Here is a 15,231-nt window from a genome sequence, read left to right on the forward strand (position 1 = left end):
ATTAGATAAGACCATCGATACTCTGTATCGGTTTAATTTTTTCCCATTGGTTACAAGATGGGCATTGCCACATTAAGCGATAACTTTGATAACCACAATTTAAGCAACGATATTGAAAACCTTTCTTGATTTGATTCCCCACCATATTATGCAGTAACACCAAACTCTCTTTACCATTTCCCTCTTCCGCAAAATCCGCTTGATATCGAATGAATCGATGGAAAGTAATCAAACTCGGATAAGCACTTAGCTGCTGATATAATTTAGAATGTGCTGCATTAATACCATCTTTTTCTTCAATAAATTCGGTTAATGCAATATCTACGCTACTATTATGTTTGACTTGATTAGCTTTAATCAAGAACAACTCATATCCATTAGGATCATTTAGAGCGATATAACATTGCTTCACTTGACTAAGCACTTCACTAATATAATCAGGATCTTGTTGTAGAATTTGCTCAAAATAACCTAATGCTTTGCTAAACTCTTCCTGTTCCAAATAGAAATCAGCTAGCATTATCGAAGCTCGTGTAGATTGAGGGTAATAATCTAAAGCTTTGTTTAACGCTTCTACAAATGCAATTTTATCGTCAAATTTGACCACTTGTGCATATTCACAATAAAAATGAGATAATGGAATTTTATCGGATTCTGGCGAAATTTTTAGTAACTTTTCAGCAACATTAATTACTTTCTTCCATTCTCGTGTTTTTTGATAAACTACCGTCAGTTGAGATAAGGAATGTTTAGCAAATTCAGGTTCATCAACTAATGAAATATAATAATTTTCTGCTCGATCATAAAAACCTGCCGCCATAAAATCTTTAGCCAATTGCTGTTTAGCGAGCAATTTCTGTTCAAATGAATAGTCAGGATTATTTTCTAAGGCTTGATGAATACGCAAAGCTCTATCAACCTCACCCCTTGAGCGAAACAAATTACCTAAGGTTAATTCAGCTTCAAATTGGGATTCAGTCGAGATTTGATTTTCAGACTCTTGCTTTTGTAGCATAGAAAGGAAAAGATCAACTGCCTTTTCCTGTTGATTAGATAAAAGGAAGTTCAATCCCGTAACATATTCACGAGAAAACTTATTATTGACAGTTTCTTGATCCTTTTTTGCACTACGCTGCCCCATATACCAACCGTATAATGCGGCAATAGGCAACAAAAGGAACAATAATTCAAGCATTGATTATTCAACCTTTGGCGTGGTTAATTCAGTTATCTGCTGACCTTGACGTTTTACACGGCGGTTTAATGCAATATTTTGCACTTTCACTTTTAAGTAAAAAATACCCGTTACTAACCAGCCTAAAATTAGCCCTAATCCAAATAAAATTGCAACTAATGTTGATAGACGTAATTCACTTTGGGCAATAATATAATTGAAAGCAATAAGTTGATCATTATTCGCACCAATTGTAATTGCAACAATAATAACAGCAATAACAAGTAAAATACCAAAAATATACTTAATCATATCATCTCCTTCACTACAGAAATTTATAATTTGATGAGAATTAGACTATATCCACTCGCTCTTTTAAATCTTTACCTGCTTTAAAATGAGGCACATATTTCCCAGATAACGTGACACTGTCCCCTGTTTTAGGATTACGTCCTACACGAGGTTGACGATAATGTAATGAAAAACTACCAAAACCTCTTACTTCAATACGCTTACCTTTTTCTAAGGTTAGTGTTAAATGTTCTAAAATCTCTTTTACACAATTCTCTACTGTTTTAATATGCAAATTTGGATTTTTAGCCAATAAACTCTCAATTAATTCAGATTTGGTCATATCTTCCTCATCAAAATCGTTATAGCAATTTTAAATAATCACTCATAATTAAATGAATATTTAAAATAGCAATTTAAGTTTAAATGGGTATGCATCAAACATACCCATTTAATTGATTGGCTAAGTACTAATTATTCACCTTTAGCTGCTTTGAAAGCTTCAGCAAATGCATTTGGTACTGCAACTTCTTCTTTGTTCACTTGAGCAATTGCAGCTGATTCTTCTGCTTGGTCTTTTGCACGAACAGATAAGTGAACGATGCGTGATTTACGATCTACGCCGGTATATTTTGCTTCAACTGTATCATTTACTGCAACTTCACCGCTTAAATCTGCTGCACGGATATAACCTTCCACACCACCTGCTAATTCAACTTTAGCACCCTTAGCATCAACTTCTACTACTGTAGCTGAAACGATTTCACCTTTTTTTGCACCATCAACAAAGTTTGTGAATGGATCAGATTCTAATTGTTTAATACCTAAAGAAATACGCTCTTTAACTGCATCAACTTGTAGAACTACTGCTTCAACTTCGTCACCTTTTTTGTAGTTACGAACAGCTTCTTCGCCTGAAATATTCCAAGAAATATCTGATAAGTGAACTAAACCATCGATACCACCTTCTAAACCGATGAAGATACCGAAATCAGTAATTGATTTAATTTTACCTGATACTTTATCGTTTTTGTTGTGAGTTGCTGCAAATTGTTCCCACGGGTTTGCTTTACATTGTTTTAAACCTAGAGAGATACGGCGACGCTCTTCATCAACTTCAAGTACCATTACTTCAACAACATCACCTACATTAACCACTTTAGATGGGTGAATGTTTTTGTTTGTCCAATCCATTTCTGAAACGTGAACTAAACCTTCAACACCGTCTAAAATTTCAACGAAGCAGCCGTAATCAGTTAAGTTAGTTACTTTACCTGTTAATTTGCTATTTACCGGGTGGTTTTCAGCGATTACTGCCCAAGGATCTTGACCTAATTGTTTTAAGCCTAATGATACACGAGTTTTCTCTTTATCAAATTTTAATACTTTAACAGTAACTTCATCACCTACATTAACCACTTCGCTTGGGTGTTTAACACGTTTCCACGCCATATCAGTGATGTGTAATAAACCGTCAACGCCACCTAAATCAACAAATGCACCGTAGTCAGTTAAGTTTTTAACTGTACCTTTAACTTCAGAACCTTCAACTAAGTTTGCTAATACAGCATCACGATCTTGGTTGCTTTCTGTTTCGATAACAGCACGACGGGATACAACTACGTTGTTACGTTTTTGATCTAATTTGATTACTTTAAATTCGTACTCTTTGCCTTCTAAATTTAAAGAATCACGAACAGGACGAATATCAACCAATGAACCTGGTAAGAATGCACGTACACCGTTTAATTCAACAGTGAAACCACCTTTTACTTTACCATTTACAAAACCAATAACTGTAGCTTGTTCTTCAAATGCTTTCTCTAAAGCAATCCAAGCTTCGTTACGTTTTGCATCACCACGAGAAACAACTGTTTCACCGAAGCCATCTTCAACAGCTTTAAGAACAACATCTACTTCATCACCAACTTGAACTTCAAGTTCACCTTGGGCATTAGTAAATTCTTCCGCTGGAATTGATGATTCAGATTTGAAACCTGTATCAACAATAACATAACCTTTTTGGATAGCAACAACAGTACCTTTAACAACATCACCTAAACGTGGTGTAGCTGAAAATGATTCTTCAAGTAGTTGAGCAAACGATAATTCTGACATAATAAATCTTCTATAAAATAAACATCCATCTAACGTCCTGTTAAACGGGGTTGGTAATAAAAGCTAAACAAATCCTATGTAAAGCCACAAACTAAAATTTAATATATTGAGCTATATGATCTAATGCTTGTTTAATCACATCATCAATAGATAAATGCGTTGAATCTAACAATAACGCATCTTTAGCTGGAATAAGAGGAGCAACTGCCCGATTTCTATCACGGAAATCACGCTCTTTTATCTCAGCTAAGATCTCATCAAAGTTAGCATTAAATCCCTTTTCTTGCAACTGTTTTACACGTCTTTTTGTGCGTTCTTCTGCACTTGCGTCTAAAAAGAGCTTAATTTGAGCATTTGGAAACACAACCGTCCCCATATCTCGCCCATCAGCAATTAATCCTTTTTCCGTGCTAAATGCTCTTTGACGTTCTAATAACGCCCCTCTAACCTTAGGAAAAGCAGCAATTTTAGAGGCATTTTGCCCTGCTTCGGCAGTACGAATTTGATCTCCTACATTTTCGCCATCTAAAATTACGCTAATTTCGCCATTTTGAGGCACAAATTGAATATTTAAATAGCGCCCTAATTCTGCTAATTTTTCTTCATCGTCAAGGGCAACATCTTTTTTAACTGCACTTAAGGCAGTAATGCGGTATAACGCCCCTGAATCTAGGAAATCGAAGCCTAATTTTTCTGCCAAAGCGTGACACAATGTGCCTTTGCCTGCACCACTAGGTCCATCAACTGTAATAACTATTTTTTCCATTATTTACCTTATTGTGCTTGTAATTCAGTAATAGTTACATCAAAGTTAAGTAATTGATCTCCACGTTGTACCACTACTTTAACCTTAGTATAAGGTGTCATTTCCGCTAACTCTTCCATCATTTGCGAGGGAGAAAGAGCATCAATATTCCCAACTTTAAGCACTAAGTCACCAGCCTCAATACCTGCTTTTGCCGCTGGGCCATTTTTATCTACATTCGCAATAATTACACCTTTTTCGTAACCTTGCATTTTCGCTGTGTCGAGTAAATCGGTACTAACCCCAAAATAACCACGAATCACACGACCATCTTTAATAATCTTATTCATAATTTGATTCGCAAGATTAATAGGGATTGCAAAATTTAAACCTTCAGATAATTCATTAGTATTCTTCCCAAAACGTAATGTATTGATACCAATTAATTCTCCGGCCGTATTAATTAATGCACCACCTGAATTTCCTTGATTGATAGACACATCGGTTTGAATAAAGTTTTGCCTTCCACTTTCAGTTAAGGTTTTACGACCAATCGCACTAACAATACCTTGCGTGATACTTTGCCCCAAATTTAACGGATTCCCAATAGCAAGTACCACATCACCAATTTCTAATTTTCTATCCAAATTTTGCGGAATAGTTGGTAGATTTTCAGCATCAATCTTTAGAACAGCTAAATCCGTAAATGAATCATCTCCAATTAATTTAACATTAGTGGAAATGACCCCATTTTGTAAAGCAATAACAATTTGATCTGCATTTTCAATAACATGCTTATTGGTTAAAATATAGCCATCACTACTCATAATTACTCCAGAACCTAGGTTTTCTACCTCAAAAGTAGAGTGCTCTGGACTAAAATTTCGACTATATACATTTACCACCGCAGGAGAAGCAATTTTAACGGCTGAATTATAACTAATAATCTCTTTTTGATTGAATGCTGTAAATACACCTACATTTTGAAATAATGGTGCAACAAATAAAATTAAAAATGCACAAAAAAGTCCAAAAATGACTGATTGTCCAATTTTTTTCAGCATTATAAATTCCTTGAAAGTGAATTATAAACGGCGGGCCTGCCAAAATGCTTTTGACCAATAAGGTGAATTCATATCAGAATAAATCACACCGCCTTTTGTTGAAGCATGTAAGAATTGCCCATTTTTAACATAGACTCCAACGTGTTTGCCGTTTGGGCCTCTACCTGTGTTGAAGAAAACTAAATCACCCGTCCTCAGATCCCGTTTAGATATACGCTGCCCTTCTTTAGCTTGATCTTTAGTTGTTCTTGGTAAGCTAATCCCGAATAAATCTCTAAAGGTAACTTGCATAAAACCAGAACAATCAATACCTGACTTACTATTGCCACCTAAACGATAACGTGTGCCTTTCCATTCGTGTTGCTGTTCACTCAAACGACTGATTGCCATAATAGGATCAGCTAGATCAGCGTGATACTCTGAATGATAAATTTTACTTTTTGCTTGTGCTTTGGAAACTGATTTATCTGAGCTAGAACAAGCTGACAATATAATTGCACTTGCTAACAAAGCCCCTAATGATAACCACCTTCTCACTAATTTCATCTTACACTCCTGATACTGAATATTTTCTTTATCATCTACCCCTGAAAGATAATTTATTTTCCTGACTGAATATTTGGTTGTTCAACACGATCACGCAACTTTTGGCTGGCTTTGAAAATGACTACTCTTCGTGCAGATACTGCTACATTTTCGCCTGTTTTAGGATTACGACCCGGTCTCGCTTTTTTCTCTCGCAGGGAAAAATTACCAAAGCCTGATAATTTAACTTCCTCACCTTTCTCTAGAGATACTCGAATTTCTTCAAAAAATAATTCAACAAATTGCTTAGCAACACGCTTTTCTAAGTCTAATTTTTCAATTAGATTTTCTGCAATTTCAATCTTGGTAAGTGCCATAATTGATCCTTATTTATTTTATGGCTGATATGACACCAGCCATATTTTATTTACTGACTAATCACGAAGTACCGCATTGAAACGAGTTGCCAATTCAGCTAATACTGCTTGAATGACCGCATTGATTTCACTTTCTTCTAATGTTTTTTCATTATCTTGAACAGTCAAACTAATCGCTAAACTTTTCTTACCTTTCGCTAAATTTGCACCACGGTAAACATCGAATAAGTTTAAGCCCACTAATTTACTACCTGCTGCTTGGCGACAAGTTTCTAACACTTCGCCTGCTGGAACAGCTTCATCAACCACTACCGCAATATCACGGTTATTTGCAGGGAATTTAGAAATTTCGCCCGCTTGTGTAACTGGACGCTCTGCTATAGCTGATGCTAGGATTTCACATACAATCGGTTTGCCTTTAATGCCAAACTTTTGCACAATCGATGGGTGAATTGTACCAATAAAACCGATCTCTTTGCCATCTAGCATAATGGCAGCAGATTGCCCCGGATGTAACGCTGGGAACTGTTTTGCCACAAATTGTAAATCATTACGGGCAGAAGTGAGAGAAAGCACACGTTCAATATCGCCTTTTAAATCAAAGAAATCCGCAGCTTCTGCTTTATTTTCCCAATGCACAGGGCGTTTATCGCCTACAATCGCCGCACCAAATACAAACTCTTGACGTACCGCAGATTCTGCATTGTTATCTGGAATAAAGCGTAAACCAGCTTCAAAAATACGCACTCGATTCTGTTGCCGACTTTGGTTATATACGATTGTATCCAATAAGCCGGTTAATAAAGATACACGCATTGCCGACATTTCACTTGAAATTGGGTTTGGTAGAATTAATGCCTCTTGCTCTGGGTGTAACCACGCTTGTTTTTTCGGATCGACAAAACTATAAGTAATTACTTCTTGATAATCGCTATCCACTAAAGCGGTACGGATACGGTTTGCCTCAAGTAATTTTTCAGGCGTACCTTTCATTGTTAAATGAGCAAGTGGCGAATTATTTGGAATGCTGTTATAGCCGTAAATTCGAGCAACCTCTTCAATCAGATCTTCTTCGATCTCAATATCAAAACGCCAGCTTGGAGCAACAGCTGTCCAAGTATCATTTGCAAATGTTACTTTTAAACCTAAGCGAGTTAAAATATCCGTTACCGTTTCATCTTCAATATGATGACCGATTACCGAATCTAATTTACTGCGTCTAAGCGTGACAGTATTACGTTTTGGTAAATTTTCTTCACTTACTGCTTCTACAATTTCGCCTGCTTCGCCACCGCAAATTTCTAATAATAGTGCAGTTGCACGTTCCATTGCTTGACGTGTTAATTCAGGATCAACACCACGCTCAAAACGATGAGAAGCATCAGTGTGTAAGCCATATTGACGAGCTCGACCTGTAATCGCTAACGGCGCAAAGAATGCTGCCTCTAATACTACATCTTTAGTATTTTCACTTACACCACTTACTTCGCCACCAAAGATACCCGCCATTCCCAATGCACCTTTGCTATCGGCAATTACAAGTGTATTCGGTTGTAATTTTGCTGTTGTGCCATCTAATAACACTAATTCTTCGCCTTCTTTTGCCATACGCACTTGAATGCCGCCCTCAATTTTGTCTGCATCAAAGGCGTGCATTGGCTGACCTAATTCTAAAAGGCTTAAGTTAGTAATATCAACAATCGGATCGATTGAGCGAATACCACAGCGGCGTAATTTTTCTTGTAACCATAATGGCGAAACTGCTTTTACATTCACATTTTTAACCACACGAGCTAAATAACGCGGGCAAGCCTCTGGCGCTTGTAATTCAACCGCCACTTTATCAGAAATCGTTGCAGGAACAGACGTAATTGTTGGGGCTTTAACATCAGCTCGGTTAATCACACCCACTTCACGAGCAATACCAGAAATGCTTAAGCAATCAGCACGATTTGGCGTTAAACTGATTTCAATCGCCACATCATTTAAATTTAAATATTCACGAAAATCTTGACCGATTGGGGCATCTGCAGGCAACTCAATAATACCGCTATGATCTTCTTTAATGCCTAATTCAGAGTAAGAACAAAGCATACCTTCTGATGGCTGACCGCGTAATTTGGTCTTCTTAATTTTGAGATCGCCCGGTAAAACTGCACCATCAACTGCACAAGCGACTTTTAAACCTTGACGGCAGTTCGGTGCACCACATACGATATCTAATAAGCGTTCGCCACCGACATTCACTTTTGTTACACGCAATTTATCAGCATCAGGGTGTTTAGCACACTCAACAACTTCACCAACAACTACCCCAGAAAAACTACCCGCTACAGGTTCTACATCATCAACTTCTAAACCTAACATTGTAATTTGGTCGCATAATTGCTCTGTGCTAATTTCTGGGTTTACCCATTCACGCAACCAAGATTCATTGAATTTCATTATTTCTATCCTTTAATTTGCAAAATTTTCTAAATTTTTAACCGCTTACATTACCCTCTCCCCTTGTGGAAGAAGGGGCAGATTTTTATTCGTTCAGAATAAAAATCAGGGAGAAGGGAAAAATCCCATACTATTTAAACTGTTTTAAGAAACGTAAATCGTTCTCAAAGAATGAACGTAAATCCGTTACATTGTAGCGAAGCATAGTTAAACGCTCAACGCCCATACCCACAGCAAAACCGCTGTATTCTTCAGGGTCGATACCAACATTGCGTAATACATTCGGGTGAACCATACCGCAACCTAACACCTCTAACCATTTACCGTTTTGACGCATTACATCAACCTCAGCCGAAGGTTCTGTGAATGGAAAGAAAGACGGGCGGAAACGCACTTGTAAATCTTCTTCAAAGAAGGCTTTTAAGAAATCGTGGATTAACCCTTTTAGCTCGGTAAAGTTTGCTTTTTTATCCACATATAATAATTCGATTTGATGGAACATTGGCGTGTGGGTTTGGTCATAATCGTTACGATATACACGACCTGGAGCTACAATTCGGATAGGCGGTTTTACATTTTCCATTGTACGAATTTGCACGCCAGAGGTTTGAGTTCTTAATAAACGATTTGCATCGAACCAGAAAGTATCATGATCGGCACGAGCTGGGTGATGAGCAGGAATGTTGAGTGCATCAAAGTTGTAGTAATCCGTTTCAATTTCAGGGCCGTTTGCCACCGAAAAACCTAACTCAGAGAAGAATTTAACAACACGTTCAATGGTAATAGAAACCGGGTGCAAACCACCTAATTCTGTTTTACGACCGGGCAATGAAACATCAATACTTTCATTAGCTAATTTTGCATTTAGCTCTTCGGCTTCGAGTTTTTCTTTTTTCTCATTTAACGCATTTTGTGCAATCTGTTTCGCATCATTAATTTTTTGACCAACGGCTGGGCGTTCTTCTGCCGGCACATCACGCAAGCCTTGCATTAAGGCAGTAAAATGTCCTTTCTTACCAAAATATTCCACTTTCAATGCTTCTAATGTCGCAATATCATTCGCTGCATTTACCGCATCAACGGCTTGTGCAACTAAACCTTCTAAGTTGTGCATTCTATCCTCTAATAACTTGATGATTTAAAATTGGTGAGATGATAATACTTTAAAGGATAAAAGTAAATGTGAAGCCACGCTAAATTGTTGATTTTTAAGGTAAAGGATTTGACTACAAGCGGTTATATTTTTTCATATCTTTGCAAGTGCTAGTGATGAAATTGGCATTAGCTCTTAAAAGCGTTATGATAAGTAATATTTTTCAGCTAACAAAGGAAACAACAATGTTCAATATCAGTAAACAACAAGTTTTAGAGGCTTTTAATTTCCGTTCAGCTTGCCGTAGTTATGATCCAGCTCGCAAAATCAGCAAAGAAGATATGGATTACATTTTAGAACTCGCTCGTCTTTCGCCAAGTTCGGTAGGTTCTGAGCCTTGGAAATTTTTAGTGCTACAAAATCCTGAAATTCGCAGCAAAATTGCCCCTTTCTCTTGGGGAATTAAACACCCAATGGAAGAAATGAGCCATTTAGTGATTATTCTTGCTAAGAAAAATGTCCGCTATGACTCGCCATATTTAAGAGATTCACTGACTAAACGTGGTTTAACAGAGGAGCAAATTGAAGGCTCTATCGCTCGCTATAAAAGTTTCCAAGAAGAAGATATGAAAATTTTAGAAAGCGAAAGAACCTTATTTGATTGGAGTACCAAACAAACCTATATCGCATTAGGGAATATGATGACTGGTGCGGCTTTAATCGGTATTGATTCTTGCCCGATTGAAGGTTTTCATTATGATAAAGTCAATCAAATTTTAGCCGATGAAGGCTTATTTGATCTCAATGAATATGGTATTTCATGTATGGTTACCTTTGGTTATCGCAACAAAGATATTAAGAAAAAATCACGCAAGCCTGTAGAAGAAGTGATTGAGTGGATTGAATAACTATCTGAAATCAATCAAAAAGGGCGATTAAATCGCCCTTTCTCGTCTCTTTTATTCAGGTTTTACCCATTTATTGGTGATTGTGCCTGCCACCATTGCACCATTTACATTTAATGCGGTGCGTCCCATATCGATAATTGGCTCAACTGAAATTAACAGTCCCACTAATTCAATCGGTAAGTTTAAGGTTGATAGTACAACAATCGCAGCAAATGTTGCACCACCACCTACACCTGCAATCCCAAATGATGAAATCGCCACCACTAAGATCAAGGTCAAAATGTAATTTAAGCTAAATGGATCAACGCCAACTGTTGGTGCAATCATTACCGCTAACATTGCAGGGTAAATTCCCGCACAACCATTTTGACCGATGGTTGCCCCAAAGGTTGCGGCAAAGTTTGCGATTACACTGTGATTACCTAATTTGTTCGTTTGCGTTTCAATATTTAGTGGAATCGTTGCCGCACTTGAGCGTGAAGTAAATGCAAAACTTAAGGTTGGTAATACTTTTTTGTAATAATCAAACGGGTTTACTTTTGCAACAAAAAGCAAGATACCGTGTACTACAAACATCAATCCGATTGCAATGTATGACGCAACAATAAAGCTACCTAAATTGACGATATCCACCCATTGTGATGAGGCTGCCATTTTGATCATTAAGGCAAACACACCGTAAGGAGTTAAGCGAATAACAAAACGAACCAAACGCATCACTAATTTATTTAGGGTTTCTACCCCCTGAGCAATACGCTCACCTAAATCTCTATCTTCTTTGCCTAAACTTAATGCGGCAAAACCCAATAAACTTGAAAAGATAACTACACTAATAATGGAAGTTGGATTGGCACCGGTTAATTCTAAGAACGAATTTCTTGGAATAAATGAAAGTAACATTGCTGGCACAGATAAATTACTCACCTGCTCTACACGCCCTGCAACTCGTTCTTGTGCAGCAATTTCACGAGTACCGGCTACTAAACCTTCTGCTGAAAGATCGAACAGATAAACTAACGCAATACCGATAAGTGCAGCAATAGCTGTGGTAACTAATAATACAGAAAGTACACCAAAGCTAATTTTGCCTAATGCTCCCGCTTCTTTTAAACGAGTAATTGCCGATAGAATTGAAACAAACACGAGTGGCATTACGATCATTTGCAATAAGCGGACATAACCATTCCCCACTAAATTGATCCAATCGAGCGTTGCATCAATCAGTGGCTTTTCATAAAACGTTTGTAAAATCACACCGCTTGCAAGACCTAACACTAAACCGATAAATACGGTTTGCCCTAGTTTTTGTGTCGAGTTATAAATCCTCGCCAGTAAAAATAAAATAGCAGCAAACACCGCTAAATTGAGAATAAGCACAAAGCCTCCTAATTAAATAGTTATATAATAAAAAATGCCGCAAGATTATTATGTTTACGGCATTTCTAAAAGACGAATTGTCACTTGAATATAACTAAAAGTTATAAAAACTCCCAACTTAGGTTAGAAATTAAGCGGCAATGATCACATTTGAAGTGAAAAATATCGTGCAATGGCGTTGCCAATTTCCACTCCCCATTGCAAAACGGACACTTACGATTATGTTCTTCCTCTTTATCTGTTCCTAAACGATAAAGATAGTAAAAAGTCGGAATCTGCGTTTTTTCTTCCACTTGTTTGCATAAATCTAAACCGAGTAATGCCAGTTCACTTCGATTATCAGCGATCTGCTTTAACGCATTTTCCTCTAAAACAGATCCTTTCATTTGCAAGAGATCGCAAGCTTGCCAATTTTGTTGCCACTCTAGCAATGCTTCGCTTAATGCTTGATCTTTTAGACGATAAAGTGGAATTGGGGCAAATTGGTCTCCGTCATAAAGTGGCGAACAGGTATCTAAATGCGTTGTGTATAGCATTTGGAATTTAGGCTGTTTATTATGGCTCGTTTCTTCGCCTTGATAATCACGCCCAACAATTTCAAAACCGGTAAAATTTACGCTATTTTCGACCGCTTGTAATAGTGCTTCATTCACTTCTTCGCTATTATTAACAGGCAATAAACTCTCTTGCTCAGGCGTGCAAACTCTTGCTTGAAATTCAGTTTGATGAAAGGTAATCGGCATTTCTCTACCGATGACTTGCCCGTTATATAACCATTGATTTAACACTTGGCTAATTAAGGTAACTGGGTCTTGCTGAAAATTTTGATAACTAAAATGCACGATAACTTGATACATTAAATATTCTCTACCATATCTTGGAATTCTTGCTTAACCACCGTTGTTGGCTCTTGATGGATAATCACTTTTGACATAGGAAATGCCGCCAGTAATTTTTGCTCAAGATTATCAGTAATTTCGTGAGCCACTAAAAGCGTTAAGTGATCATCTAGCTCTAAATGTAACTGAATAAAACGCACTGCCCCAGCACGGCGAGTTTGGATATCGTGAATGCCTAAAATGTTGGGGTGATGCGAAGCAATCTCTTTAATACGTTCGATTTCTTCATCAGGCAAAGATTTATCAAGCAAAGTCTGCACCGCTTCCCAAAACATTTTGACTGCATTGAATGCAATATAAAGTGCAATACCAATCGCAAAAATGGCATCTGCATAAATGAAGCCTGCTCCATTAAGTAACATTGCCAACAAAATCGTCGCATTCATAAATAAATCGGTTTGATAATGTAATGAATCTGCTTCAATCGCCGGACTTTGCGTGATTTTTACCACATAGCGTTGGTATAGCACTAAAATTGCCGTTGCAACAATAGAAACAATACTCACAATAACACCAATATGGGATTGGTTAATCAATTCCGGGTTAGTTAATTTATGGAAGCCTTGCAACAGCAAGAACACCGCTGAACCCGAAATAAAGGCACTTTGAGCAAGAGCCGCCAAAGATTCTGCTTTGCCGTGCCCGAAAGCGTGATTATCATCAGCTGGTTGCAACGCAAAACGCAGCACTAGAATATTGGTAAGCGAGGCAAACAGATCCACAACCGAATCGGTCATTGCCGCTAAAATAGAAATTGAGCCTGTTTGCCACCACGCAAAGGCTTTAATAATAATAAGTGAAACTGCCACAATAATGGCAAAGTTCGCTGCTCGTTTCACTAATTTGTTATAATTTTCTGTCATTTTCTACATTCAACTAACCAAGCAAGTTGGTTAAACTCAAGGGCAAGTTGCACCATTGCTTGGTTGTAAGCGGTCAATTTTTTTGATTTTTTTGCAAACTCTGCTTTATTTAGCCATCTTTTATCTGAAAACTGAATCTGACCATAGCCACAATTCAAATTACGCCCACGAGTTACTTCTAACATCACATTGTTAAATCGCTCTGTTGGCGGATAAATTACCTGACTTTGTAATTCACTGTTCTGAATATTGATATCCGCAAGTACATTTTGTTGTTTGTTAAAACTAGATTGGCGAAAAGCGGCTCTCTGCTCTAACGTTTGTTTGTTACTATTTTTATCTAAGAAAAACAAAATGCCTTTTTCCCAATTTTCAGGATTTTTCTCGCCAATTTCAGGCAAGTAAAGTAAATGCTGCATTTCATCAAGCTGATTTGCGGTTACTTTAACGTAAGTTTGACCTTGAAAATTGACTTTTTCTGGCACAGAAAATGGCTTGTGTTGGCTAACACAGCCTGCCATTATCAAAACAGTAGGAGCGAATAACATTCGCCCGCTCAATAAACGCTTAACCATTTTGTTCTTCTCGTTTGAAAACCAGCTCTGTTGCCGTTGAGCTTTCTTCATCAAACCAATAACCGCCGTAGTTAAACTGTTTGAGTTGTTCAACGTTGGTTGGTTGAGTTTCTAGCATAAAGCGAACCATCATTCCTCTTGCCTTTTTAGCGTAAAAGCTGATTACTTTATATTTACCGTTTTTCTCATCTAAAAAGACGGGCTTGATGATTGTGGCATTTAGATTTTGCGGCTTAATTGCCCCATAATATTCATCAGAGGCGAGATTCACTAAGATATTATCGCCTTGTTCATCAATCGCTTTTTGTAAATTTTCAGTAATCGTATTTCCCCAAAAGGCGTAAAGATCTTTACCTTTGGGATTCGCTAATTTTGTACCCATTTCCAAACGATATGGCTGCATTAAATCTAACGGTTTTAATAAACCATACAAACCTGAAAGCATACGTAAATGTGTTTGAGCATATTCTATTTGCTCTTTGGCTAAGGTTTCTGCATCTAGCCCTGTATAAACATCGCCCTTAAAGGCAAAAATCGCTGCTTTTGCATTTTGTTCGTTATGCTCAAGTTGCCATTCGGTAAAGCGAGCGACATTCAGAGCGGCTAACTTATCACTAATTGACATCAAACTCCCAACTTCCGCAGGCGAAAGTTGTTTGCAAATATCAATTAACTCTTGACTGTAAGCGGTTAAATTTGGCTGAGAAAATGCAAATCCATCAATTTTTGTTTCAAAATCAAGGGTTTTAGCGGGGGAAATAATGGCTAACATATTGA

The 15,231-nt window shown here is 37.4% G+C and carries 16 protein-coding genes; 1 reads left to right on the forward strand and 15 read right to left on the reverse strand.

Annotated features, from left to right (window positions below):
* Window position 1 precedes the first annotated feature (1 nt).
* The 10 genes from lapB to pheS all read right to left on the reverse strand — a co-directional run bounded on the left by lapB (window position 2) and on the right by pheS (window position 9,853).
* A complete protein-coding gene (gene lapB, locus ACERCG_RS07670) occupies window positions 2-1,195 on the reverse strand; it encodes a lipopolysaccharide assembly protein LapB (protein ID WP_373611451.1) in 1,194 nt (397 codons plus the stop codon).
* 3 nt (window positions 1,196-1,198) lie between these two features.
* Window positions 1,199-1,486: a LapA family protein gene (locus ACERCG_RS07675; RefSeq protein WP_373611452.1), complete on the reverse strand. Its 288-nt coding sequence runs from the start codon at window positions 1,484-1,486 to the stop codon at window positions 1,199-1,201.
* 40 nt (window positions 1,487-1,526) lie between these two features.
* Window positions 1,527-1,808 carry an integration host factor subunit beta gene (locus tag ACERCG_RS07680; protein ID WP_373611453.1) on the reverse strand — a complete coding sequence of 94 codons (282 nt, stop codon included), beginning with the start codon at window positions 1,806-1,808 and terminating at the stop codon, window positions 1,527-1,529.
* 131 nt (window positions 1,809-1,939) lie between these two features.
* Entirely contained in the window at window positions 1,940-3,583 is a 1,644-nt protein-coding gene (gene rpsA, locus ACERCG_RS07685; protein ID WP_373611454.1) for a 30S ribosomal protein S1, read from the reverse strand.
* Between the two features lie 91 nt (window positions 3,584-3,674).
* Entirely contained in the window at window positions 3,675-4,349 is a 675-nt protein-coding gene (cmk, locus tag ACERCG_RS07690) for a (d)CMP kinase (protein ID WP_373611455.1), read from the reverse strand.
* Between the two features lie 8 nt (window positions 4,350-4,357).
* Window positions 4,358-5,392: an outer membrane-stress sensor serine endopeptidase DegS gene (degS, locus tag ACERCG_RS07695; protein ID WP_373611456.1), complete on the reverse strand. Its 1,035-nt coding sequence runs from the start codon at window positions 5,390-5,392 to the stop codon at window positions 4,358-4,360.
* Between the two features lie 21 nt (window positions 5,393-5,413).
* Window positions 5,414-5,938 (reverse strand): NlpC/P60 family protein, encoded by a 525-nt coding sequence (locus tag ACERCG_RS07700; RefSeq protein ID WP_373611457.1) that lies wholly within the window; start codon window positions 5,936-5,938, stop codon window positions 5,414-5,416.
* A 53-nt stretch (window positions 5,939-5,991) separates the two neighbouring features.
* Window positions 5,992-6,294: an integration host factor subunit alpha gene (locus tag ACERCG_RS07705; RefSeq protein WP_373611458.1), complete on the reverse strand. Its 303-nt coding sequence runs from the start codon at window positions 6,292-6,294 to the stop codon at window positions 5,992-5,994.
* A gap of 57 nt (window positions 6,295-6,351) precedes the next feature.
* Window positions 6,352-8,739 carry a phenylalanine--tRNA ligase subunit beta gene (pheT, locus tag ACERCG_RS07710; RefSeq protein WP_373611459.1) on the reverse strand — a complete coding sequence of 796 codons (2,388 nt, stop codon included), beginning with the start codon at window positions 8,737-8,739 and terminating at the stop codon, window positions 6,352-6,354.
* Between the two features lie 130 nt (window positions 8,740-8,869).
* Entirely contained in the window at window positions 8,870-9,853 is a 984-nt protein-coding gene (pheS, locus tag ACERCG_RS07715; protein WP_373611460.1) for a phenylalanine--tRNA ligase subunit alpha, read from the reverse strand.
* A 224-nt stretch (window positions 9,854-10,077) separates the two neighbouring features.
* Between pheS and ACERCG_RS07720 the strand changes: the two genes are divergently transcribed.
* The gene (locus ACERCG_RS07720) at window positions 10,078-10,740 is read left to right on the forward strand and encodes an NAD(P)H-dependent oxidoreductase (protein ID WP_373611461.1); all 663 of its coding nucleotides are present in this window, start codon (window positions 10,078-10,080) and stop codon (window positions 10,738-10,740) included.
* A 51-nt stretch (window positions 10,741-10,791) separates the two neighbouring features.
* On the opposite strand, the gene ACERCG_RS07725 is transcribed toward ACERCG_RS07720, so the two are convergent.
* From ACERCG_RS07725 to yaaA, 5 genes are all read right to left on the reverse strand, one after another.
* A complete protein-coding gene (locus tag ACERCG_RS07725; RefSeq protein ID WP_373611462.1) occupies window positions 10,792-12,117 on the reverse strand; it encodes an L-cystine transporter in 1,326 nt (441 codons plus the stop codon).
* A 101-nt stretch (window positions 12,118-12,218) separates the two neighbouring features.
* The gene (locus ACERCG_RS07730) at window positions 12,219-12,974 is read right to left on the reverse strand and encodes a Zn-ribbon-containing protein (protein ID WP_373611463.1); all 756 of its coding nucleotides are present in this window, start codon (window positions 12,972-12,974) and stop codon (window positions 12,219-12,221) included.
* Complete coding sequence (locus ACERCG_RS07735; RefSeq protein WP_373611464.1) at window positions 12,974-13,879, reverse strand: cation diffusion facilitator family transporter; 906 nt, start codon at window positions 13,877-13,879, stop codon at window positions 12,974-12,976. Before ACERCG_RS07735 ends, ACERCG_RS07730 begins: the two co-directional genes overlap by 1 nt.
* The gene (locus tag ACERCG_RS07740) at window positions 13,876-14,454 is read right to left on the reverse strand and encodes an ABC transporter ATPase (protein ID WP_373611465.1); all 579 of its coding nucleotides are present in this window, start codon (window positions 14,452-14,454) and stop codon (window positions 13,876-13,878) included. The genes ACERCG_RS07735 and ACERCG_RS07740 overlap by 4 nt, the downstream gene beginning before the upstream one ends.
* A complete protein-coding gene (gene yaaA, locus ACERCG_RS07745) occupies window positions 14,447-15,226 on the reverse strand; it encodes a peroxide stress protein YaaA (RefSeq protein WP_373611466.1) in 780 nt (259 codons plus the stop codon). Before yaaA ends, ACERCG_RS07740 begins: the two co-directional genes overlap by 8 nt.
* Window positions 15,227-15,231 lie beyond the last annotated feature (5 nt).

The organism is Mannheimia sp. E30BD, from assembly GCF_041807785.1.
In the GTDB taxonomy this organism is placed as follows: Bacteria; Pseudomonadota; Gammaproteobacteria; order Enterobacterales; family Pasteurellaceae; genus Mannheimia.